The sequence below is a fragment of the Yersinia ruckeri ATCC 29473 genome (assembly GCF_000754815.1).
In the GTDB taxonomy this organism is placed as follows: Bacteria; Pseudomonadota; Gammaproteobacteria; order Enterobacterales; family Enterobacteriaceae; genus Yersinia; species Yersinia ruckeri.
The window spans coordinates 1,706,339-1,728,959 of record NZ_KN150747.1; the positions used below are offsets into that span (position 1 = coordinate 1,706,339).

A 22,621-nucleotide genomic window follows, 5' to 3' on the forward strand; every position below is an offset into this window, starting at 1 on the left:
CAGCTTTGCATCTGTTCTGATGACGAGTCTTGCTGCAAGGTGCGGTTCAAAGTAATAGGAATGACAATCAACCTACTGGTACAGTATAGTGATAGATTATGCCGGTATAAGCATTCCCATGCTTTGGTATAGAACGCGAATGAAAACAAAATAGTATAAAATATAGTCTACAGCATATTTTTGTTTTTCATGTATAAACTGTCTTCTCAATCTCAGCGATGAAGTATTAATGAGCTATCAGGTCCTTGCCCGCAAGTGGCGTCCCCAAACTTTTGCTGAAGTTGTTGGTCAGGAACATGTCCTGACAGCGCTGGCTAATGGCCTTTCGTTAGGACGCATTCATCACGCCTATCTTTTCTCTGGCACTCGCGGTGTCGGTAAGACTTCCATTGCCCGTTTATTGGCGAAAGGACTGAACTGCGAAACCGGGATAACTGCCACACCTTGTGGCAAATGCGCCAACTGCCTGGAGATTGAGCAGGGGCGTTTTGTCGATCTGATCGAAATCGATGCCGCGTCGCGCACTAAGGTAGAAGATACCCGTGAACTGCTGGACAACGTGCAATACGCGCCAGCGCGTGGGCGTTTTAAAGTTTATCTGATCGATGAAGTCCATATGCTTTCCCGCCACAGTTTCAACGCACTGTTGAAAACGCTGGAAGAGCCGCCGTCACATGTCAAATTTCTATTGGCCACCACCGATCCGCAGAAATTACCGGTAACGATCCTTTCCCGCTGCCTGCAATTTCATTTAAAAGCGCTGGATGTGGAGCAAATTCGTACCCAGCTTGAAAAAGTGCTGCAAGCTGAACAAATAGATAGCGATGCTCGTGCGTTGCAGTTATTGGCGCGGGCAGCCGATGGCAGTATGCGTGATGCTTTGAGCCTGACCGATCAGGCCGTATCTATGGGGCAGGGGCAGGTTACCACCGCCACAGTCAGCCAGATGCTCGGTACGCTGGATGATGAACAACCCCTCGCGATTATCGAAGCCTTGGTCAGTGCCGATGGCGCTCGCGTTATGGCGCAAGTCGAACAGGCCGCATCGCGGGGCGTTGACTGGGAAAACCTGTTGGTTGAAACCCTCAGTTTATTGCACCGTGTTGCCATGATTCAGCTATTGCCATCCATGCTGGATAACCATTATGTAGCGGTAGAACCGCGTTTACGTGAGCTGGCGCGCACCTTGCCACCGACGGATATCCAGCTTTACTACCAAACGTTGCTGGTGGGGCGTAAAGAGTTGGCATATGCTCCCGATCGCCGTATGGGCGTAGAAATGACATTGCTTCGGGCGCTGGCATTTCATCCCAAAGCGATGATTGCGGAACCTGAAATTGTACCGCAGGTTCAGCCGAACATTAGTGCGCCGATGCATACAATACCGTCGCACCATGCCGCTCCACCGCCAGTTGTCGCTGTGACCGCCCCGGTAGAAACGTCACCACCAGCATCGGTGCCGGAATCAACCGCTCAGCTACTACAGGCGCGAACCCAGTTGTTACGGCAGCAAGGGACATCCAGCCCAAAAAAGAATGAGCCGGCAGCGCCTGACAAAGCGCGGCCGGCAATCTCAGCCCTGGAGCGACTGGCTTCAGTGACTGAGCGTAGTCAGCAGCGTCAGGCGGCCAAAGCCATTGATAGTAAGCCAGCCAAGAAAGAGGCTTACCGTTGGAAGGCGCAAAATGAACCAGAAGCTGCGCCTGAACCGGCGGCGACGCCAAAAGCGCTACGCTCGGCATTAGAGCATGAAAAAACGCCGGAACTGTCAGCCAAACTGGCGGAAGAAGCTATTCTTCGCGATCCTTGGGCGGCAGAGATTCATCAGCTACAAATTCCTAAATTGGTGCAGCAGTTGGCGCTGAATGCATTTAAACAACAGATAGAACCGGGTAATATTTGCTTGCACCTGCGTTCGTCTCAGCGCCATTTGAATTCGCCGTCGGCACAAAAAGTGCTGGCTGAAGCACTCAGTGGACTGTATAGCAGTCCGGTTGAACTGAGCGTGATTGAAGACGACAATCCAGCGGAACTGACACCATTGGAATGGCGACAGGCTATTTATGAAGAAAAACTGGCGCAAGCGCGTCAGTCAATTAATACGGATAAGAACATTCAGACTTTGCGCCGATTCTTCGACGCAGATTTGGATGATGAAAGTATCCGACCAATTTAATCGCTGCGGTAAGTGCATGGTGCACAGACGCGGCCCTTGCAGTGAGAGAAGACTATGTTTGGTAAAGGCGGTATTGGCAATTTAATGAAACAAGCCCAGCAGATGCAGGAAAAAATGCAGCAGATGCAGGAAGAAGTCGCCAAATTGGAAGTGACCGGCGAATCTGGCGCGGGCTTGGTTAAAGTAACGATTAACGGTGCGCATAACTGTCGCCGTGTTGAAATCGATCCTAGTCTGTTGGTTGAAGACGATAAAGAAATGCTGGAAGATCTGATTGCTGCTGCATTAAACGACGCTGCACGTCGCATTGATGAAACGCAAAAAGAAAAAATGGCTTCCGTATCCAGTGGTATGCAATTGCCACCGGGCTTCAAGATGCCATTCTGATGCAAACCAGCCCGCTCCTTGAAACATTAATGGAGTCGCTGCGCTGCTTACCGGGCGTTGGTCCGAAATCGGCGCAGCGTATGGCATTCCACCTGCTACAGCGTGATCGCAGCGGTGGAATGCGCCTGGCTCAGGCATTAACCCGTGCAATGTCTGAGATCGGGCATTGTGCGGATTGCCGTACTTTTACCGAGCAGGACAGCTGCACTATTTGTGCTAATCCCCGTCGTCAGCAAAACGGACAGATTTGTGTCGTGGAAAGCCCGGCAGATATACATGCTATCGAACAAACCGGGCAGTTTGGTGGACGCTATTTTGTCCTGATGGGACATCTGTCACCACTGGACGGTATCGGTCCTGCTGATATTGGCTTGGATCGGTTAGAGCAACGCTTATCCAGCGAAACCCTTAGTGAAGTGATCCTGGCCACCAACCCAACGGTGGAAGGGGATGCGACCGCCAACTATATTGGGCAGATGTGTGGGCAATATGGCGTGTTGGCCAGCCGAATCGCACACGGAGTCCCCGTGGGTGGCGAGCTTGAAATGGTCGATGGCACCACACTGTCACACTCTTTGGCCGGGCGACATCCGTTCAAGTACTGATTTTTAATTCAGGTCAGGCGACGATTTATTATTGATGATCACGTCGCCCCTGCTTATGCATTTTTTCTCGCTAACTTCACTTTTTAGACTTGAAACACCGCGTTACAACCCCCATCTGATCTCCATCATTCGACTATATCCGCCTGCATGGTAATTTGGATTGAGGTAACTAATGAGTATGAAAGGTCAAGAAACCCGTGGTTTTCAGTCTGAAGTAAAGCAATTGCTTCATTTGATGATTCACTCGCTTTACTCCAATAAAGAAATTTTCCTGCGCGAGTTAATCTCAAACGCCTCAGATGCCGCCGACAAGCTGCGTTTTCGTGCGCTTTCTGCCCCGGAATTATATGAAGGTGACGGCGAACTGCGTGTTCGTCTGTCCTGCGATAAAGAAAAACGCACCCTGACGTTGAGCGATAACGGCATTGGTATGAGCCGCGACGAGGTGATTGATAACCTTGGTACTATCGCCAAATCAGGCACCAAAGCATTCTTGGAATCTATTGGTTCCGATCAAGCCAAAGACAGCCAACTGATTGGTCAGTTTGGTGTCGGTTTCTATTCGGCCTTTATCGTAGCCGATAAAGTCACGGTTCGAACCCGTGCGGCGGGTGCCCCGGCTGATGCTGGTGTGTTCTGGGAATCTGAAGGTGAGGGCGATTACACCCTCGCCGACATCACCAAAGAAGATCGTGGTACCGAAATCATCCTGCACCTGCGTGAAGGGGAAGATGAATACCTGGATGACTGGCGTTTGCGTTCAGTGATCGGCAAATATTCTGATCACATCGCACTGCCGGTAGAAATCGAAAGCAAAAATGAAGAAGACGGCAGCGCTACTTGGGAAAAAATCAATAAAGCCAAAGCGTTATGGACCTGTGGTAAATCAGAAATCAGCGATGACGAATATAAAGCGTTCTATAAGCATATCGCCCATGATTTTACCGATCCATTGATCTGGAGCCATAACCGTGTAGAAGGCAAGCAGGAGTACACCAGCTTGCTGTATATCCCGGCGCAGGCACCTTTTGATATGTGGAACCGCGATCACAAACATGGCCTAAAACTGTACGTTCAGCGAGTCTTCATCATGGATGACGCAGAACAGTTTATGCCGAATTATCTGCGCTTTGTTCGCGGCCTGATCGATTCCAACGATTTGCCGTTGAATGTCTCGCGTGAAATTCTGCAAGACAGCCGTATTACCCAGAATTTGCGTAGTGCATTAACCAAACGTGTCCTGCAAATGCTGGAAAAACTGGCAAAAGATGATGCAGAACAGTATCAGAAATTCTGGCAGCAGTTTGGTATGGTTCTGAAAGAAGGTCCGGCAGAAGACGGCAGCAATAAAGAAACTATTGCTAAACTGCTACGCTTTGCTTCAACTCATACCGACAGCTCAGTGCAAACTGTTTCGCTGGAAGATTATGTCAGCCGTATGGCGGAAGGGCAGGATAAGATTTACTACATCACTGCCGACAGCTATGCCGCAGCGAAGAACAGCCCACATCTGGAACTGTTCCGTAAGAAAGGCATTGAAGTGCTGTTGCTCTCCGATCGCATTGACGAGTGGATGATGAGCTATCTGACCGAATTCGATGGCAAAGTGTTCCAATCCGTCAGTAAAGCCGATGAATCTCTGGAAAAACTGGCCGATGAAGAAACGCCAGAACAGCAGGAAGCGGAAAAAGCGCTGGAGCCATTCGTTGAACGCGTGAAGACTCTGCTGGGGGAGCGAGTGAAAGATGTCCGTCTGACCCATCGTCTGACCGATACTCCAGCCATTGTGACGACAGAGGCTGACGAGATGAGCACGCAAATGGCCAAACTGTTCGCCGCTGCTGGCCAACAGGCGCCAGAAGTGAAGTACATCTTTGAGCTAAATCCTGAGCATGGCTTGGTAAAACGTGCTGCTGATATCGGTGATGATAGTCAATTCGCTGAGTGGATCGAGCTACTGCTGGATCAGTCATTGTTGGCAGAGCGCGGTACTTTGGATGACCCTAACCAGTTTATTCGCCGCATGAATCAGCTACTGACAGCCTAATTTGTAATGCTATCGCCCCTGACCAAAGGCTTGGTTAGGGGCATTTAGCCACGCAATCACGACCTTTCTCTGCAAAATCCATCTAGTTAACCTCATTTCCTCTGCTAGCTCCTCAGGCAAGGTGCCTTGAGCCAACCCCCGTAGAAATGGTATGGTTACGCGTTTTCTGTAATTTCGATTTCATTCTAGTAAAAACACATAGAAAAACTACATAGCAAGGGGATTTACGCAATGCGTATCATTCTGCTGGGCGCTCCGGGCGCTGGTAAAGGAACTCAAGCGCAATTCATCATGGAGAAGTACGGTATTCCGCAAATCTCTACTGGCGATATGTTGCGCGCAGCTGTTAAAGCCGGTTCAGAATTAGGCTTGAAAGCCAAAGAAATCATGGATGCTGGCAAGTTGGTTACAGACGAACTGGTTATCGCTTTGGTAAAAGAACGTATTACCCAGGACGATTGCCGCGACGGTTTCTTGCTTGATGGTTTTCCACGTACCATTCCTCAAGCAGATGCAATGAAAGAAGCTGGTATCAAGGTCGATTACGTGCTGGAATTTGATGTTCCAGACGAACTGATTGTTGAACGTATTGTTGGTCGTCGTGTGCATGCGCCGTCTGGTCGCGTTTATCACATTAAATTCAACCCACCTAAAGTTGAAAATAAAGATGATGCAACCGGTGATGAATTAACCCTGCGTAAAGACGATCAGGAAGATACTGTTCGCAAACGTTTGGTTGAATATCATCAGCAAACTGCACCATTAGTTTCCTACTATCGTCAAGAAGCTGATGCGGGCCATACCCAGTACTTTAAATTAGACGGAACCCGTAACGTTTCTGAAGTTAGCGCTGAATTGGCGACAATTCTGGGCTAATATAATGGGTATACCAGAGAGGGCGGCCATGGGTCGCCTTTCTTATTTGTTAATCATTAGGTTATGAGTAAGAGTGATCTCTGACATTGTTAATCGGCTGCAATTGATAGTTAAGGGAACAGACTTATGCAAAGCAAATTGGGGGTCTTATTGGTTAATCTGGGAACGCCAGATGCCCCAACCGCTCAGGCGGTAAAACGCTATTTAGCTGAGTTTCTTAGCGATAGTCGAGTGGTTGATACTTCACCTTTGCTTTGGTGGCCGTTACTGCGGGGCATAATATTGCCGATACGTTCCCCGCGCGTTGCAAAGCTTTATCAGTCGGTGTGGATGGATGAAGGCTCACCATTGCTGGTCTTCAGCCGTCGGCAGCAAAAAGCACTCGCAGCGCGGATGCCCGATACGCCGGTTGAACTGGGCATGAGTTACGGTTCACCCAGTTTGCCCGAAGCGATTGAGAAATTATTAGCACAAGGTATCACCAAACTGGTGGTTTTGCCGCTCTATCCGCAATACTCCTGTTCGACCAGTGCCGCTGTTTGGGATGCTGTCGCGCGGATATTGAAAAACTATCGCCGCTTGCCTTCCGTCAGTTTCATTCGTGATTATGCAGAACATCCTGCGTACATCTCTGCATTAAAGCAAAGTGTAGAGCGTTCCTTTGAACAGCATGGCCTGCCAGACCGATTAATACTTTCCTTCCACGGAATTCCCAAGCGTTACGCGCAACTCGGCGATGACTACCCACTGCGTTGTGAGGATACCTCTCGAGCGCTCACAGCGGCACTGCCGCTGCCAGCAGAACAAATTATGATGACTTATCAATCACGATTTGGTCGCGAACCCTGGTTAACCCCCTATACTGATGAAACCTTAAAGAGTTTACCTGCTCAAGGCATTAAGCATATTCAATTGATTTGCCCCGGGTTTTCGGCGGATTGCCTAGAAACACTGGAAGAAATAAAGGAACAAAATCGCGAGATTTTCCTCCACGCAGGCGGTGAAAAGTTTGAATATATTCCAGCTCTGAATGATGATGTGGCGCATATAGATTTGCTGGAGGAGTTGATTGTTGGATATATATAATATATTTTAATATATTCTTATCGCAAGGTGACTATGGCTTCCTTGCTGAAAAATAGTAAGCAAAATAAATATTCTTTATTATTATTTATAAAGGCAATAATTAATGAGTAATGAAATTAGACATAATGGCCCTGCTTCACCGAAACCGAATAATTATGGTTTTTCAGATATGTCTTCTTCAAAAGATGAAATTGATATTTTTGAACTGTTTACTATTATTTTTAGATCAAAGCTTAAAATAATATTAGTAACACTAATTTTTTTAATTAGTGGTTTGGTTGTTTCTTATATACTTCCCCAAAAATGGACCAGTACCTCCATCATCGTCCCAGCTGGTGAGGAACAACTTCAGGTTTTAGATAAGATTACTATCAATCTTGCTGTATTAGATATTAACCTTGGTATAACTTCAAATTATCTGTTATCAACATTTAAACAAAATTTTGATTCTCAAGACTTAAGAGAACAGTATTTAATCAATACTGATTACTTTAAACAAATGATGAAAGATAGTCCGGAAGATGCTATTGAAAGGCGTGCGGTAATTGAAAACATAGTTAACAATAGTATTGGTTCAATTAACCCTATAAAGGATAAGTCAGGCAATGACAACGAATATCGTTATTATAAGTTATCCTACAGTGCCTCCACTGCGGTAGATGCTCGTGATCTTCTGCAAGGTTATATCAATTTTGTTAACAGTACAGTAAACGCTGATGTTAACCTGAAAATACAGCGTGCGGTCGATTTAGCTAAAGGAATGGCGACAGATAAGTATTCTCTTGATCTGCTGCGTGCTAAAAATAGCCATGAAGTGAAGATCGAGCGCCTAAAATATGCTTCTTCTATAGCGGATGTTGCGGGCATTAAAAAACCGGTTTATAGCAGTGGTTCACAGATTAGTGATGATCCTGATTTTCCTATTACAATGGGCGCTGATGCACTCAATCGCAAATTGGAAATTGAGAAGTCTATTACTGATCTTACGACGGTCAATGCTGACCTGCTCAATCGTAAGTTGTATTTGGATAAGCTAAATGCGCTGGAAATCCCTAAAGTGGATGTGGTGCCATTTAAGTATTTGCAGCAACCAACGGAGCCAACTAAAAGAGATGCGCCTAAACGTGGGCTGATTATGGTTCTGTTTGCTCTGGCTGGCCTTGTTGGTTCGGTTGGGTTTGTTTTGGTTGGTCACTTTGTCAGTGAACGTGAGCGTCAGGAAGAAGAGATGCTGAAGTTGGCTAACACGAAAGAATAAATAGTATTGGATCTCACTGATTGATTTAACGGCCAGGCAGGTTTTTCTTCCTGGCCATTTTTTTATAAATCAAGGTATGAACCGACGATCCAGCGATATTGGTTTTTGTACGGGTCGTTATCTCCGCACTAATATTAGCCGATTATACTTATAGTCTTCCCTTATGCTAAAATTCCCGTCCTTTTCATCTTCACACTGCCGATCAAAACCATGAAATTTCCTGGTAAACGTAAGTCCAAACACTATTTCCCGGTCAATGCTCGCGATCCACTGTTGCAGCAAACGCAAGTACAAACCGAGAATGAAGTAAGCACTTCTTATATCGTGGGTATCGATCAAACCTTGGTTGATATTGAAGCTAAAGTCGATGAAGGGTTTATTCAGCGCTACGGGTTAAGCCAAGGGCATTCTCTCGTCATTGAAGATGATGTTGCCGAAGCCCTGTATCAGGAGTTAACCGATAACGGTTTGATTACTCATGAGTTTGCTGGCGGGACTATTGGTAATACATTACACAACTATTCAGTTTTGGCTGATGATAGATCGGTTTTGTTAGGCACCATGTGCAGCAATATCAAAATTGGCAGCTACGCCTACCGCTATCTGTGTAATACCTCAAGTCGTACTGATCTGAATTACTTGCAAGCGGTTGATGGTGCAATTGGTCGTTGTTTTACCTTGATAACGGAAAATGGCGAACGTACTTTCGCGATCAGTCCTGGGCAAATGAATAAGTTACGCCCGGAAAGTATTCCGGAAGCGGTGATTGCTGGTGCATCTGCACTGGTTCTTACTGCTTATCTGGTGCATCTGCACTGGTTCTTACTGCTTATCTGGTGCGTTGCAAGCCCGGTGAGCCGATGCCAGAAGCGACGATGCAGGCAATTATCTATGCCAAGAAACATCAGGTTCCTGTCGTACTGACGTTAGGAACAAAATATGTTATTGCAGATAATCCCCAATGGTGGCGCGACTTTTTGGATGAGCACGTTTCTATTCTGGCAATGAATGAAGATGAAGCACTGGAATTGACCGGATTAAGTGATCCGCTGATGGCGGCAGATATGGCACTGGACTGGGTTGATCTGGTTTTGTGTACTGCGGGGCCTAGTGGCCTGTATATGGCGGGTTATACCGAGGAGGCGGGTAAGCGTCAGACTCAGCATCCTTTACTACCGGGAACCATTGCTGAATTTAATCGTTATGAATTTAGCCGCGCAATGAGGAAGCAGCATTGTGAAAATCCATTTAAGATTTATTCCCACATTGCGCCTTATATGGGTGGCCCTGAGAAAATAATGAATACTAATGGAGCAGGGGATGGCGCATTGTCTGCTGTATTACATGATATTGCTGCTAATGGCTATCATCGTAATAATGTTCCTAACTCCAGTAAGCATGTTCGCAGTTATCTTAGTTATTCATCGTTGGCTCAGGTCTGCAAATATGCCAACCGCGTAAGTTATCAGGTGCTTAATCAGCATTCTCCCCGTTTGACACGCGGTTTACCGGAGCGGGAAGATAGCTTGGAAGAGTCTTACTGGGAACGTTAATCTGCGCGCAGTGAGTGAAAACCATATCGACAAAAGGCCTGCAATTTTGCTGGCCTTTGTCTTTGTTAGCACGTTATTTTAGCTTGGGTAAACTACCTGCTTGTCTTCTTCAGTTAATGTATCGACTTTTAGTATATTAAGCATACTGTTGGCGATCTCACGCTCGCCCATAACCACCTGATCGGCACCACGATCCGAAATATAGATCACTTCATCGTCATAATGCGCTCTGGCAATAATCTTAATATCAGGACGTTTTTCTCGCGCCGAAGCGACGATTTCTCCAGCCTCATAACCATTGGGAATGGTCAGCAGCAGCCAGCGGGCGCAATCCAGACGAGCCAGCGACATGATTTCTACATTGGCCGCATTACCTAACACGGCATGGATACCTTGTTCGCGTAATGCGGTAACCCGGGTTCTGGCGTTCTCAATGACCACCACCGGTACACCTGCCGTATGGAGCTTAGCGCCTAGCAAACTACCGACTCTGCCATAGCCCACCAATACAGCATGGTTGCACAAATTCACTGGGATCTGTTTTTCTTCTTCTACCGCTTCTTCAAGTATTTGATCTTCGATGGTTTCAGTTTTAATCAGATAGCGATCCAATAGGCTAAACAGTAGCGGATTTAGCATTATTGATAATATAGCGCTGGCCAATACCAGGTTACGACCATGTTCTGACATCAACCCTAATGAAATACCTAAACCGGCTAAAATAAAGGCAAACTCACCGATTTGCGCCAAACTGACCGAAATGGTCAATGCTGTGCGTTTTGAGTGTCCAAACATCCGCACCAATAGGAAGGCTGCGGCAGATTTTCCGAAAATAATGATAGCCAGTGAAGCGATCACCGCTAGAGGTTCGCGTATCAAAATCATCGGATCGAACAGCATGCCGACGGAAACAAAGAACAGTACGGCAAAAGCATCTCGTAGTGGCAAGGTATCTTGTGCAGCACGGTGGCTGAGTTCAGATTCATTCAATACCATACCGGCAAAAAATGCGCCTAGTGCGAAGGAAACGTCAAACAGCCCTACAGCACCGTAAGCAATGCCGAGAGCCAGCACCAGCACTGCCAGGGTAAATAGTTCTCTGGAGCCGGTACTGGCTGTTTTAGCCAGTATCCACGGCACCAGGCGGCGGCCAACAACAATCATCAGAGTAATAAAGGCAATCACTTTACCGATGGTTATGGCCAATTCAGTGAACAGCTGGCTCAAGCTGATGTTTTCACTCCCGATAACACCGGCGAATGCAGGCAGTAGAACCAGCGCCAGTACCATAGCCAGATCTTCGACGATCAGCCAGCCAATAGCGATTTGACCACGCTGGCTGTCAATCAACTGTCTTTCTTCCAGTGCGCGTAGCAGAACCACGGTACTGGCGGTGGATAGGCAAAGGCCGAAGACCAGCCCCGTGACCCAATCCCAACCGAGTAGGCTTGAGAGCCCGATACCCAATAGCGTCGCCACCGCGATTTGCGCGATAGCGCCGGGAATAGCAATGGATTTTACTGCGAGGAGGTCTTTAAGAGAAAAATGTAGCCCAACACCAAACATTAACAGAATGATACCGATTTCAGCCAGCTCCGGCGCTAACGAGGTGTCGGCGACAAAACCTGGCGTGAAAGGCCCGGCTAACACCCCTGCGGCAAGATACCCAACCAATGGGGATATGCGCAAGCGGTGTGCCAGTGTACCCAAGAGGAAGGCGAGAACGAGGCCTCCTACAATCGTGGTAATCAAGGGTGTTGAGTGATGCATCCAGACTCCTTCTTGTTATTCGGGCAGTGTTAATTGACAGTAATAGCATCAGTTTATGGTATTTGTGTGAACTTTGCGCGATAAAAAATCATTTTCTCTCAATAAATTCGTCTATTTTCATGTTAATTGATTGAAGTGATTATTTTATGGTTATATTGATTTTATATGCAACAAAACCATTATGTTAGATCTTGATTTTATTCTATCTACTCTATTTTTAATCATTGATTGTTGCTACTTATTATCAATATTTGGCGGTAAGGATGAAAATGTGCTCGGTAGTGGTAAAAATTCGCAGATTGGCTAAACCAGATTTATGTTGGTCACATCCGCCAGTGCTGCCTATCAGTATAAAAATCGATCCGTGGTGTCAAGGCGGAGGCTGCCGGCTGATATATCAGTGCGATTAAACCTATTTTGGGGACACTCAGACTGAATCTGGCCGGTGAATAAGGATAAATCGCCAGAATCAGCGATGGAATCATATGATCTTTACTCTATCTGACATTATTTGACAGGTATCGCAAAAATGTGAAATTTTGGTGTGGTTAATCAGGTTACAATGCAAACTACATCGAGGTATCACCTTGATTCTCACTGCAATCTTGAATTATCACCGGATCTGTATTTATCAGACAGACTTTTACTTGATCCGCTTTTGGCGATTACATGGAGATTTGCCATGCGTTTTTCATTAAATACCACAGCATGTGCATTGGCCGTAACATTGGCCTTTGCCCCAGGATGGGCTAGCGCCTGGGAAAAAGATAAAACTTACGATATTACAGTGCTACATACCAATGATCATCATGGGCATTTCTGGCAGAACGATCACGGTGAATATGGTTTGGCGGCGCAAAAAACGTTAGTGGATAATATTCGCCAACAAGTGGTAGCAAAGGGCGGCAGTTTATTATTGCTCTCCGGCGGCGATATTAATACTGGCGTACCCGAATCGGATTTACAGGATGCAGAGCCTGATTTTCGCGGGATGAATTTAGTGGGATACGATGCTATGGCGATCGGTAACCATGAATTTGATAATCCCTTGAGTGTGCTGCGTCAGCAGGAAAAATGGGCGACTTTCCCATTGCTGTCCGCCAATATTTACCAGAAAAGCACTCAGCAACGTTTATTTAAACCTTATGCTTTGTTTGATAAACAAGGGATCAAAATTGCGGTGATTGGTTTAACTACCGATGATACGGCTAAAATTGGCAATCCTGAATATTTCACCGATATTGAGTTTCGTGTGCCAGCGGTTGAAGCCAAGCAGGTTGTTGAAAAACTGCGTCAGGATGAAAAACCGGACATTATTATTGCAGCCACCCATATGGGCCATTATGACAATGGTAACCACGGTTCAAATGCACCGGGTGATGTAGAAATGGCTCGCAGCTTGCCTGCTGGTTATCTGGATATGATTGTGGGTGGTCACTCACAGGATCCGGTTTGTATGTCGAGCGAAAATCATAAACAGGTAGATTATGTGCCAGGTACGGCCTGTGAGCCTGATCGCCAAAATGGTACTTGGATTGTTCAAGCCCATGAGTGGGGAAAATACGTAGGCCGGGCTGACTTTACATTCCGTAACGGAGAGTTGAAGTTGGCTAATTACCAATTGATTCCAGTTAATCTGAAGAAGAAAATCGAGAAAGCTGACGGTACCAGCGAACGCGTATTTTATACCGAGGAAATTGCTGAAAATCCGGCGATGCTGAAATTGCTGACGCCGTTTGAAGATAAAGGCAAAGCGCAACTGGAAATTAAGGTTGGCAGCGTTAATGGCAAGTTGGAAGGCGACCGCAGTAAAGTGCGTTTCCAGCAAACTAATATGGCTCGGTTATTACTTGCGGCACAAATGGAACGCGCTGGGGCAGATTTTGCTGTCATGAGCGGCGGTGGCGTTCGTGATTCTATTGATGCTGGTGATATTACTTATAAAGATGTGCTGAAAGTGCAGCCGTTCGGTAATACGCTGGTTTACGTAGATATGAAAGGTAGCGAAATTGAGAAGTATTTGGCTGTTGTTGCGAATAAGAAAGTGGATTCAGGTGCTTATGCGCAGTTTGCCAACGTCGGTTTAGTGGCTGATGGTACTGGAGTGAGCGCTATTAACATTCAGGGTAAACCGCTGGAGGCTAATAAAACTTACCGTATGGCGACGCTGAATTTCAACGCATTGGGTGGTGATGGCTACCCGCGAGTTGATACCTTGCCGAGTTATGTCAATACTGGCTTTATCGATGCTGAAGTATTGAAACAATTTATTGAGAAACATTCTCCGCTAGATGCTGCGGCCTATGAGCCGAAAGGCGAGATTGTTTATAAGTAGAGTTATCGACGTTTTCTTTCGTTTATAGGCATGACGATTCTTTATCGTCGTGCCTATTTTTACCCGTTATTTAACGCAGATAAGTGATAACGGGTGGATAGAGATTATTAATCTCGTTTGGCAATATCCGCGAAGATACCATTGAGCAGGCGGCTCAACTCGGCGGGTGCCAGTTCAATATCCAGACCCCGCTTACCGCCAGAAACAAACATCGTATCGTATTGCAAAGCCTGATGATCAATCACTGTAGGTAGGCGTTTTTTCTGTCCAAGTGGGCTGATACCGCCAACCAGATAACCGGTCACACGCTGGGCTAATTGAGGATCGGCCATTTCTACCTTTTTGGCACCCAAAGCGCGTGCCACTTTCTTCAAATCCAACTGGGTTGCCACAGGGGTGACTGCCACGGCTAAATTTTTTGCATCACCATTTAAGGCAACCAGCAATGTTTTATAAACTTGCTGAGCATCCAGCCCTAATTTTTTAACCGCTTCATCGCCGAAATTGGTTTCTGAACTGTCGTGTTCATAAGGATGAAGGGTGAAAGTCACCTTTTGCTTTTCTAATAAAATAACGGCAGGAGTCATGATTTATGTCCGATAAATAATGAATGAAACTGACTGTGTTGGTTCATATTCTTGATGAATCTTTAATGATTTTAATATGTTAGGCTTAACATGGCTTAGTAAGCAAAAAATTAATTCAATAGAATCAAAATTATGACGTGATATTCCTCAATAATAATGAATGCCAGTTGCTTATTCGATCCACAGGTTGCTACCCTAACTTGGCAACAGAGTCGACCATCAGGGAGGCTAAGTTGTTACGTAATAACTAAAACAATGAAAATTCCTCTTTGACTGGCCAATAGAGATATTGGCCATTTTTTTATCAATGAGCGGAACGCATTAATGTCGGTAAATTTCCTTCACCATATAAATGTAATGCACCAACGGCAACCACATAACGTCCGGCAGGCAGCGCCTCTAGCCGCTTTTTCCACAGCTGATTGCGTTTAACCATTAATATTTCATATAAATCGTTGCTGAAGGTTGTGCTCAGTGTGGTGATCTGGTCGCAGGGTTGGCGTTCTAGCCACCAGCTGATCATGGTTTGCAGCATTCGTGCATTGGTATGCCAATGGGCGAGCGTATCTTCAAGCAGCGTCATACCGCTATCCGATAGACTTTCCAGCAGAGAAAGCTGCATCTGAGCGCCTTCCAGTTCAATAATACTCTTGCTTTGTGCCTTAGCAGCATTCAGCAATTGGTAGTCAATACCGTACTCTCCTCGCAGTCCCAGATTTTGCGCTTGTCGCGCCTGAAGCATCAAGGCAATCTGCCAGGCAGGAAGTGATGCCAGATCGAGAGGATCGCATTTTAGTTCTTCGCTTCGCTGCAAAAATTGCTGATAACATTGTTCGGATAAACGATCCATCAACGGCGCTTCATCAGGGTATTGCCCAAACGGAGAGCTAGCGACGGTGATATCAGCTTCGACGATCAATGCATCGGCTTTAATCAGGCGATCCAGCAGTATATCCGGTAACGGAAACATCCCTTCGGTGCCCATATGAATACTGCCAACCAAATGAAAATAGCGTTCGCCAGATAATTGGAGGTCCAGACCCGGATATGGGTAGGATGGTGGCGAGATAATGCCGAGAAAGGTGGCGAGTTGACGTAGAAGTTGACCCATATTGATGTGCGTCCCTGAAGTAGCATTGACTTCATGCTAAACGCTAAATGGCGCACAAGAAAGTGTTGTGCGCCATTAGGTTATCGCTTTGTTTACTGTTTAGGCTTAAAACGCAGTAAACGGTTGGCATTACTGACTACGGTAATTGATGACAGCGCCATTGCTGCCCCTGCGACCACCGGGCTTAGCAAGGTTCCGGTGAAGGGATACAAAATCCCAGCAGCGATAGGAATACCCAGTGCGTTATAGAAAAATGCTCCGAGTAGGTTCTGTTTCATATTGCGCAAAGTGGCTTTGGATAACTCAACTGCATCGGCAACGCCGTGCAAGCTGTGGCGCATTAATGTAATGGCGGCGGTTTCTATGGCAATATCGCTGCCTCCACCCATAGCAATCCCGACATCAGCCTGTGCCAGTGCGGGGGCATCATTGATACCATCACCCACCATTGCCACTTTATTGCCTGCGGCCTGTAACTGTTTAATTGCAGCGGCTTTGCCGTCAGGCAAGACACCCGCAATGACGTGATCGATACCCGCTTCTTTCGCAATGGCATGGGCGGTAATCGGGTTGTCACCGGTCAACATCACCAGTTTATAACCTTGTTGATGCAGGCGTTGCAGTGCACTGACGCTGTCGTTTCGCAGTGGATCACGGATAGACAGTAGCGCCGCCACCTTGCCATTCGCCGTCAGAATGACCGGTGTTGCACCACTTTCAGCTTGTTGTTTCATTAGGGTTTTCAATTCATGAATATCAACTTTCTGCTGCTCAAGCAGCGGCGCATTACCCAGTAGCAATGGCGTGCCATCCACTTCACCGCTGACACCCAAGCCGCGTAATGTTCGGAACTGGCTGGCAGTTGGCAGTGGTAAGCCTTTTGCTCGTTGCAAGATCGCCTGAGCCAAAGGGTGATTGGAGCCGGTTTCCAGTGCGGCAGCCCAGCTTAACGCTTGCTGTTCACTAACGCCGTTAAAGGTATGGATAGCCACGACTTGCGGACGGCCTTCGGTCAGTGTGCCGGTCTTGTCAAACACCAGCGTATTCAGATTGCTAGCCTGTTGTAGCGCATCAGCATCCCGCACCAGCACGCCAAATTCAGCCGCGCGACCGACACCAGAAATGATCGACATTGGCGTTGCCAATCCCAAAGCGCAAGGACAGGCGATAATCAGTACCGTGGTCGCGACCACCAAGGTATATACCATCTGTGGCTGTGGACCGAAGAAGTACCAGATAACACCGGCAAGCACCGCAATGGCAACGACCGTCGGGACGAAGACCGCAGAAATCCGGTCGGCAAGCTGCCCTATTTCTGGTTTACTGCTTTGGGCTTGGCGCACCAGCTTGATAATGCGGGCCAGTGTGGTTTGGCTGCCAATGGCATTAGCCCTAAACAGTACCGAACCATCTTGCACCGCCGTTCCGGCATGGACAATATCACCAGCCGATTTTTGTTGTGGAATCGGCTCGCCGGTCAGCATGGCCTCATCCATCCATACTTCTCCTGATAGGATCTCGCCGTCTACCGGCACACGGTCACCGGTGGTCAAACGCAGTGTCATGCCCAGTTGCACTTCAGCCAGCGGAATCAATTCTTCACGGTCTTCCTTGACCACTCTCGCTGTCGGTGGAGCCAGATCCAGCAAGCGTTCTAGCGCGTTGGACGAGCGTTGTCGCGCGCGTTGTTCCATCGCGTGGCCCAAATTGATCAAACCAATGATCATGGCGCTAGCTTCGTAGTAAAGATGGCGAGCTTCCATCGGGAAGATATCAGGCCAGATATTGACCGTAATTGAGTAGATCCAGGCGGCGCCAGTCCCCAATGCTACCAGCGTGTCCATAGTGGAGCTGCCGTTCTTTAGGCTGACCCAAGCATTACGATAAAAGTGTCCACCAGCGAAAATCATCACCAGTAACGTCAGCACCCCAACCACCAACCAAGGCGTTTGGGTTTCCGGCGTCAGCGTCATACTGCCACCGAACAGACCCCAGGCCATCAGCGGGATACCCAATAGCAAACCCAGCGCGGCTTGCCACTGGAAACGCTTCATATTGGCCTGTGCCATTTCCTGCTGGCGTTCGCGTCGTTTGGCTTCGTCTTCGATAATTTCAGCGCCATAACCAGCTTTTTCTACCGCGCTAATCAGGGCGGAATGATCGGCAGAACCGGTTACCAGTGCGCTGCGTTCCGCTAAATTGACTCGTGCAACTTGAACACCGTCAACGCCTTGTAACGCCTTCTGTACTTTAGACACGCAGTTGGCACAGCTCATACCGGTTAGCAGTAATTGCACATTGTCGATATCGTCGGAGTCAATCTGTGGCGCGGGTGTTTCATTTGCCGGAATAGAAGAGGCCGCTGCCAGAGATTCCGGCGGAAGGTGCATAGCGTGTGTCAGCGGCTCAGTTTTTGGGGCAGGGGCTACCGGGGTCAATATGGCGTGGTAGCCTGCATTTTCTACGGCGGCAATCAGTAATTTCGGTTCAACCTGGCCGAATACTTGGGCACTTTCGGTAGAGACATCCGCGGCGATAACACCTGAAACCGCTTCCAGCGCGTTACGGGTAGTGGCTACGCAATGCATGCAGCTTAAACCAGAAAGTTGTAGTTCAACGTCCGGCTGTTGTACCCATTCGGCCTGATAACCTGCTTGTTTTACCGTTTCAATCAACGCCTGAATATCGGCGTCGCCCGTGATTTTGGCACCGTGAAGGTTAACCTGTGCCTGTTCTACATCAGGTCGATTTTCCAGCGCTTTTTGCACCCGTCCGGCGCAATTCATACAGGTTAAACCCTGTAAAGCAAGCAGCGTAGTATGTGACATGATTAACTCCTTAAAGAGTAAAGAACTTATCCTTTTATCTGCGAGGATAAGTTTAGTCGGTATTAACCTCTTTACCTCGCTGCCAGTCTTTCAATGACAACAAGATGGATTTCATTTGACTGAGAACACTATTTTAACTAGTTATAGAGGTTAAACCTTCCAGCAAGGGTAAGGTCAAGGGGGAAAAGATGAACATCAGTGATGTGGCGAAAAAAACCGGCCTGACCAGTAAAGCCATTCGTTTTTATGAAGAAAAGAAGCTGGTAACTCCGCCGATTCGTACCGATAACGGCTATCGGAGTTATAACGCGCGGCACATAGAAGAGTTGACGTTATTACGCCAAGCACGGCTGGTGGGATTTACGCTGGATGAGTGCCGGGAATTATTGGCCTTGTTCCACAACCCTGACCGCCACAGTGCCGATGTCAAAGCGGCAACGCTGCAAAAGGTAGCAGAAATCGAGAATCATATTCATGAGCTTAATCAGATGCGTCTAAAATTATTGGCGCTGGCGGCTGAATGCCCTGGAGATGACGGTGCTGACTGCCCGATCATTAATAACTTGGCAGGATGTTGTCAGAGTAAGGAAAGTGGCAGCAGCGAAGAGAAGGGCGGATCATAAGAGGATAACTGCCCATCAACAGCAAAGTGCCATGATGGGCGGTTAATTAACGAGTTATTGCTCTGACATTCAAGGTGTTACCTTCAACAGAGATCACCTCGACTTCAGTTCCCACGCTCAGTTCATAGGCACTGTGAATACGCCAGCTGCTGTCGCCGATTCTCATCCGGCCAAAACCGTCTAATGTCGGTTCCGTCAGGGTTGCCCGCAGACCGATCATTTGATGATCACGTTGATTGAGCATGGATGGTTGTGGCTTGATTCGCTGACTCAACCAATACCACCACAGAATAGCGGCGCTCACGGTTAGAATGGCAAATAGCACACCTTGCCATTCCCAACTGAGCGGCAGCAGCCACACCAACAGACCGACCAGCACGGCAGCAATACCACTCCATAACAGATAACCGCTGGCACCCAACATTTCGGCGGCTAATAGCAAACCACCGAGTGATAGCCAAAACCAATTTGGGTTTGCTGCAATCTGTTTCAGCATGGTTATTTACCTCGGCTGTTTTTGCTCTCGCCAATCAGTTCGGCGATCCCACCAATTGCGCCCATCAGGCTGCTGGCATCCAATGGCATCATGACCACTTTGCTATTATTGGCAGAACCAATGTGTTGCAGTGCCTCGGTGTATTTTTGTGCGACGAAATAGTTGATTGCCTGAATATCACCGGCAGCAATAGCTTCAGAAACCATTTTGGTCGCCATCGCTTCGGCTTCGGCTCCACGTTCACGGGCTTCCGCTTGCAGGAATGCGGATTGACGCTCACCTTCAGCTTTCAGAATCTGTGATTGCTTCTCACCTTCAGCGCGTAAAATAGCAGCCTGACGTACACCTTCGGCTTCCAGAATATCAGCACGCTTGGTTCGCTCGGCTTTCATCTGGGCGTTCATGGCAGAAATCAGTTCAGTTGGTGGGCGCACATCGCGGATTTCAATACGAGTGATTTTAATACCCCACGGATTGGTCGCTTCATCAACAATATGCAGCAGGCGACTATTGATATTATCGCGCTGAGACAACATTTCATCCAGTTCCATCGAACCCAGCACGGTACGGAAGTTGGTCATGGTCAGGTTAACGATCGCCAGTTCCAGGTTGCTCACTTCATAGGCTGCTTTGACCGGATCAATAACCTGAATAAAGCAGACGGCGTCAATAGCGACGTTGGCGTTATCGCGGGAGATGATTTCCTGCGAAGGAATATCCAGGACTTGTTCCATCATATTGATTTTACGGCCAATGCGATCCATGAACGGGACAACAATGTTCAGGCCTGGCATCAGGGTTTTGGTATAGCGGCCAAAGCGCTCGACGGTCCATTGGAAACCTTGTGGGACAATCTTGATCGCGGAGAACACCACAACCAGCGCAACGACAATAATAATTGGGATAACCGTAAACATAGTTAACTTCCTGTCGGTTAATGAATATTGTTTCATAATATTACGCGACGACTGGCTAAAAGACTAACTAAAGGGAGGTAAATACGTGTAAGGAGGTATTTTAGTGGTGTAAGTGCTGGAAAGTGCGCGGGAAAATTCCCGCGCGGTGATCATTAATCAGGCTAATCAATACAACAAAGAATACAACTGGCGACGGTATTTGGCTGCTAACGCATCGCCAGTGCCCAGTGCAGCCAGAATATCCATCAATATTTTGCGTGCATTACCGTTAGCGGCAGCCAGATCTTGCTTCAAATGACCCATTAGCAATTCCAGCGCTTCTTCATTACGCCCGACCTGATGTAATTGCAATGCCAACTGAACCGCCAATTCGACGTTTTCAGGCTGCTCAGTTAATTGTTGCTGCAACTGCTGGATTTCCGGCGTATCTGCTGCCTGTTTCAGCAGTTCAATCTGAGCGATCAGACCCTGATAGACAGTATCTTGATCTTGCAGCGGAATGGTTGCCAGTACCGCTTCTGCATCATCGCTGCGATTCAGTTGTATCTGCACTTCAGCCAGTTTCAGACCGATTTCGCTGTTGTATTGGCTTAATTGCCAAGCATCTTTCAGCAGTGGCAAGGCATCCTGTAATTGACCTTCAGCAATGAGTTGAGCTGCTTCGGCAGCTTTCAGCTCCTCCGGCTTTGGCAGTACGCGTTGTAATAACTCGCGGATAACTTCTTCCGGCTGCGGTCCCTGAAAACCGTCAACCGGTTGACCATCTTTAAACAGATAAACGGCAGGAATAGAACGCAGACCAAACTGTGATGCCACCATTTGTTGAGCATCACAATCCACCTTCGCCAGAATAAACTGACCGGCGTATTCGGCGGCCAGCTTGTCCAGAACCGGTGACAGTTGCAGACAGTGCTGGCTACGTTCAGACCAGAAATAGAACAGAACCGGTTGAGTCATGGATTGTTCTAATGTCTGATGCAGGTTGGCTTCGGTAATATCAATAACTGTTGGTGCTAGCATGGCTTTTATCTCTCATCCGTTTTAGCGATAGATGGGGGCAGAATAACTGGCTTCAACCCTCTATCGCGGTTTATCGGTTATCAGGCATTGCCCCGCAGGAGGCTATCCAGCGCCCGACCCGGCAGAATACGGCGCAGTATCGTCATCACCTGTGCCACTACCGTCACGGGATAGCGCAGTTTAGGGCGAGGCGCTTCCAAAGCGTGACGTAATTTGGGCAAAATGGCCTCTGGTGGCAGAGTGAAGCGTTTGGCAATGCCAGGATTATTCACCGGCTTATCAGCTTGTGATTGGTTAACATTTTGCGTGAAATGGGTGCTGATCGGGCCTGGTTCAATCAGACTGACAAATAGACCGCTGCCATGTAATTCCATACGTAAGGCATCCGACCACGCTTCAAGGGCATATTTACTGGCGGCGTAGGCACCACGGCCTGGAGTTGAAATTAGCCCCATGACCGAACTGGTTTGAATGATCCGACCTTCACCGTGCGGCAACATGGCGGGAAGCAATAGCTGGGTAAGCTGGTGAGTACCAAATACATTAGTGGCAAACTGTTGTTCCATTTGCTGACGTGTAATGGTATTCAATGGGCCATATAAGCCAAACCCACCGTTATTAAACAGGCCGTACAGCCGACCGTGGGTCATGGCGATAACTTGCGCAGCAGCACGTTCGACGCTGGCGCTATCATCCAGATCCAGTTCAATGCCTTCCAGCCCTAATTGGGCCATATTCTCGACGTCCTGTGGTTTCCGGCAGGCCGCTAAAACCCGGTAGCCGCGATTTCTTAGATCCTGTGCCGCAACCAACCCAATTCCACTGGAACAACCGGTAATCAAAACCGCTTTTTGCATAACTTTACCTACTGAATGAATCTATTTGCACAGACTAGTGGTTTACTAATAAACGATATTATCAGCTCACTGATATCCTGAATGAATAA

Annotated in this window: 17 protein-coding genes, 1 pseudogene and 1 other annotated feature; of the genes and pseudogenes, 10 read left to right on the forward strand and 8 right to left on the reverse strand. The window is 47.6% G+C overall.

Annotated elements, in window-relative coordinates; genetic code table 11:
* The first annotated feature begins 229 nt into the window (after positions 1 to 229).
* The 8 genes and pseudogenes from dnaX to DJ39_RS07620 all read left to right on the forward strand — a co-directional run bounded on the left by dnaX (position 230) and on the right by DJ39_RS07620 (position 9,988).
* Positions 230 to 2,176 (forward strand): DNA polymerase III subunit gamma/tau, encoded by a 1,947-nt coding sequence (dnaX, locus tag DJ39_RS07585; protein WP_004718770.1) that lies wholly within the window; start codon positions 230 to 232, stop codon positions 2,174 to 2,176.
* Positions 1,509 to 1,573 (forward strand) — a sequence feature (DnaX frameshifting element). Its footprint overlaps the gene before it by 65 nt.
* Positions 2,177 to 2,230: 54 nt before the next feature.
* Positions 2,231 to 2,563 (forward strand): YbaB/EbfC family nucleoid-associated protein, encoded by a 333-nt coding sequence (locus DJ39_RS07590; RefSeq protein WP_004718772.1) that lies wholly within the window; start codon positions 2,231 to 2,233, stop codon positions 2,561 to 2,563.
* The gene (gene recR, locus DJ39_RS07595) at positions 2,563 to 3,168 is read left to right on the forward strand and encodes a recombination mediator RecR (protein WP_038243747.1); all 606 of its coding nucleotides are present in this window, start codon (positions 2,563 to 2,565) and stop codon (positions 3,166 to 3,168) included. The genes DJ39_RS07590 and recR overlap by 1 nt, the downstream gene beginning before the upstream one ends.
* A gap of 178 nt (positions 3,169 to 3,346) precedes the next feature.
* Positions 3,347 to 5,215: a molecular chaperone HtpG gene (gene htpG, locus DJ39_RS07600; RefSeq protein ID WP_004718775.1), complete on the forward strand. Its 1,869-nt coding sequence runs from the start codon at positions 3,347 to 3,349 to the stop codon at positions 5,213 to 5,215.
* 231 nt (positions 5,216 to 5,446) lie between these two features.
* Positions 5,447 to 6,091: an adenylate kinase gene (adk, locus tag DJ39_RS07605; RefSeq protein WP_004718777.1), complete on the forward strand. Its 645-nt coding sequence runs from the start codon at positions 5,447 to 5,449 to the stop codon at positions 6,089 to 6,091.
* Positions 6,092 to 6,217: 126 nt separating this feature from the next.
* Complete coding sequence (gene hemH / locus DJ39_RS07610; RefSeq protein ID WP_004718780.1) at positions 6,218 to 7,177, forward strand: ferrochelatase; 960 nt, start codon at positions 6,218 to 6,220, stop codon at positions 7,175 to 7,177.
* A 103-nt stretch (positions 7,178 to 7,280) separates the two neighbouring features.
* Positions 7,281 to 8,435, forward strand: coding sequence for an LPS O-antigen length regulator Wzz(fepE) (gene wzz(fepE), locus DJ39_RS07615; protein ID WP_004718781.1), 1,155 nt, complete (start codon positions 7,281 to 7,283; stop codon positions 8,433 to 8,435).
* Positions 8,436 to 8,645: 210 nt separating this feature from the next.
* Positions 8,646 to 9,988 (forward strand): annotated as a pseudogene (locus tag DJ39_RS07620) (inosine/guanosine kinase).
* Positions 9,989 to 10,066: 78 nt separating this feature from the next.
* Here DJ39_RS07620 and ybaL read toward each other — a convergent pair.
* Positions 10,067 to 11,758, reverse strand: a complete 1,692-nt coding sequence (gene ybaL, locus DJ39_RS07625) for a YbaL family putative K(+) efflux transporter (protein ID WP_038243756.1) — start codon at positions 11,756 to 11,758, stop codon at positions 10,067 to 10,069.
* 682 nt (positions 11,759 to 12,440) lie between these two features.
* On the opposite strand from ybaL, the gene ushA reads away from it, so the two are divergent.
* Positions 12,441 to 14,093, forward strand: coding sequence for a bifunctional UDP-sugar hydrolase/5'-nucleotidase UshA (gene ushA, locus DJ39_RS07630; RefSeq protein ID WP_004718796.1), 1,653 nt, complete (start codon positions 12,441 to 12,443; stop codon positions 14,091 to 14,093).
* Positions 14,094 to 14,200: 107 nt separating this feature from the next.
* On the opposite strand, the gene ybaK is transcribed toward ushA, so the two are convergent.
* The 3 genes from ybaK to copA all read right to left on the reverse strand — a co-directional run bounded on the left by ybaK (position 14,201) and on the right by copA (position 18,619).
* Positions 14,201 to 14,680, reverse strand: coding sequence for a Cys-tRNA(Pro)/Cys-tRNA(Cys) deacylase YbaK (ybaK, locus tag DJ39_RS07635; protein ID WP_004718798.1), 480 nt, complete (start codon positions 14,678 to 14,680; stop codon positions 14,201 to 14,203).
* Positions 14,681 to 14,984: 304 nt separating this feature from the next.
* A complete protein-coding gene (locus DJ39_RS07640) occupies positions 14,985 to 15,791 on the reverse strand; it encodes a TraB/GumN family protein (protein WP_004718800.1) in 807 nt (268 codons plus the stop codon).
* 92 nt (positions 15,792 to 15,883) lie between these two features.
* The gene (gene copA, locus DJ39_RS07645) at positions 15,884 to 18,619 is read right to left on the reverse strand and encodes a copper-exporting P-type ATPase CopA (protein ID WP_004718802.1); all 2,736 of its coding nucleotides are present in this window, start codon (positions 18,617 to 18,619) and stop codon (positions 15,884 to 15,886) included.
* A gap of 188 nt (positions 18,620 to 18,807) precedes the next feature.
* Here copA and cueR point away from each other — a divergent pair, with 188 nt between their 5' ends.
* Positions 18,808 to 19,242 (forward strand): Cu(I)-responsive transcriptional regulator, encoded by a 435-nt coding sequence (cueR, locus tag DJ39_RS07650; protein WP_004718805.1) that lies wholly within the window; start codon positions 18,808 to 18,810, stop codon positions 19,240 to 19,242.
* Positions 19,243 to 19,288: 46 nt separating this feature from the next.
* Here cueR and DJ39_RS07655 read toward each other — a convergent pair whose 3' ends face one another.
* The 4 genes from DJ39_RS07655 to DJ39_RS07670 all read right to left on the reverse strand — a co-directional run bounded on the left by DJ39_RS07655 (position 19,289) and on the right by DJ39_RS07670 (position 22,532).
* Positions 19,289 to 19,738, reverse strand: a complete 450-nt coding sequence (locus DJ39_RS07655; protein ID WP_004718808.1) for an NfeD family protein — start codon at positions 19,736 to 19,738, stop codon at positions 19,289 to 19,291.
* 2 nt (positions 19,739 to 19,740) lie between these two features.
* Positions 19,741 to 20,655: an SPFH domain-containing protein gene (locus DJ39_RS07660; protein ID WP_004718809.1), complete on the reverse strand. Its 915-nt coding sequence runs from the start codon at positions 20,653 to 20,655 to the stop codon at positions 19,741 to 19,743.
* Positions 20,656 to 20,820: 165 nt separating this feature from the next.
* Positions 20,821 to 21,675 (reverse strand): thioredoxin family protein, encoded by an 855-nt coding sequence (locus DJ39_RS07665; RefSeq protein WP_004718811.1) that lies wholly within the window; start codon positions 21,673 to 21,675, stop codon positions 20,821 to 20,823.
* Between the two features lie 80 nt (positions 21,676 to 21,755).
* Positions 21,756 to 22,532: an SDR family oxidoreductase gene (locus DJ39_RS07670; RefSeq protein WP_004718813.1), complete on the reverse strand. Its 777-nt coding sequence runs from the start codon at positions 22,530 to 22,532 to the stop codon at positions 21,756 to 21,758.
* Between the last annotated feature and the right edge of the window lie 89 nt (positions 22,533 to 22,621).

Excerpts from the sequence above, each read along its gene's own strand:
- DJ39_RS07640 (WP_004718800.1), bottom strand. The coding sequence starts at position 15,791 with ATGGGTCAACTTCTACGTCAACTCGCCACCTTTCTCGGCATTATCTCG.
- DJ39_RS07660 (WP_004718809.1), bottom strand. The coding sequence starts at position 20,655 with ATGTTTACGGTTATCCCAATTATTATTGTCGTTGCGCTGGTTGTGGTG.
- dnaX (WP_004718770.1), top strand. The coding sequence starts at position 230 with ATGAGCTATCAGGTCCTTGCCCGCAAGTGGCGTCCCCAAACTTTTGCT.
- DJ39_RS07590 (WP_004718772.1), top strand. The coding sequence starts at position 2,231 with ATGTTTGGTAAAGGCGGTATTGGCAATTTAATGAAACAAGCCCAGCAG.
- adk (WP_004718777.1), top strand. The coding sequence starts at position 5,447 with ATGCGTATCATTCTGCTGGGCGCTCCGGGCGCTGGTAAAGGAACTCAA.
- cueR (WP_004718805.1), top strand. The coding sequence starts at position 18,808 with ATGAACATCAGTGATGTGGCGAAAAAAACCGGCCTGACCAGTAAAGCC.
- ybaK (WP_004718798.1), bottom strand. The coding sequence starts at position 14,680 with ATGACTCCTGCCGTTATTTTATTAGAAAAGCAAAAGGTGACTTTCACC.
- DJ39_RS07665 (WP_004718811.1), bottom strand. The coding sequence starts at position 21,675 with ATGCTAGCACCAACAGTTATTGATATTACCGAAGCCAACCTGCATCAG.
- ushA (WP_004718796.1), top strand. The coding sequence starts at position 12,441 with ATGCGTTTTTCATTAAATACCACAGCATGTGCATTGGCCGTAACATTG.
- copA (WP_004718802.1), bottom strand. The coding sequence starts at position 18,619 with ATGTCACATACTACGCTGCTTGCTTTACAGGGTTTAACCTGTATGAAT.
- recR (WP_038243747.1), top strand. The coding sequence starts at position 2,563 with ATGCAAACCAGCCCGCTCCTTGAAACATTAATGGAGTCGCTGCGCTGC.
- htpG (WP_004718775.1), top strand. The coding sequence starts at position 3,347 with ATGAAAGGTCAAGAAACCCGTGGTTTTCAGTCTGAAGTAAAGCAATTG.
- DJ39_RS07655 (WP_004718808.1), bottom strand. The coding sequence starts at position 19,738 with ATGCTGAAACAGATTGCAGCAAACCCAAATTGGTTTTGGCTATCACTC.
- ybaL (WP_038243756.1), bottom strand. The coding sequence starts at position 11,758 with ATGCATCACTCAACACCCTTGATTACCACGATTGTAGGAGGCCTCGTT.
- hemH (WP_004718780.1), top strand. The coding sequence starts at position 6,218 with ATGCAAAGCAAATTGGGGGTCTTATTGGTTAATCTGGGAACGCCAGAT.
- DJ39_RS07670 (WP_004718813.1), bottom strand. The coding sequence starts at position 22,532 with ATGCAAAAAGCGGTTTTGATTACCGGTTGTTCCAGTGGAATTGGGTTG.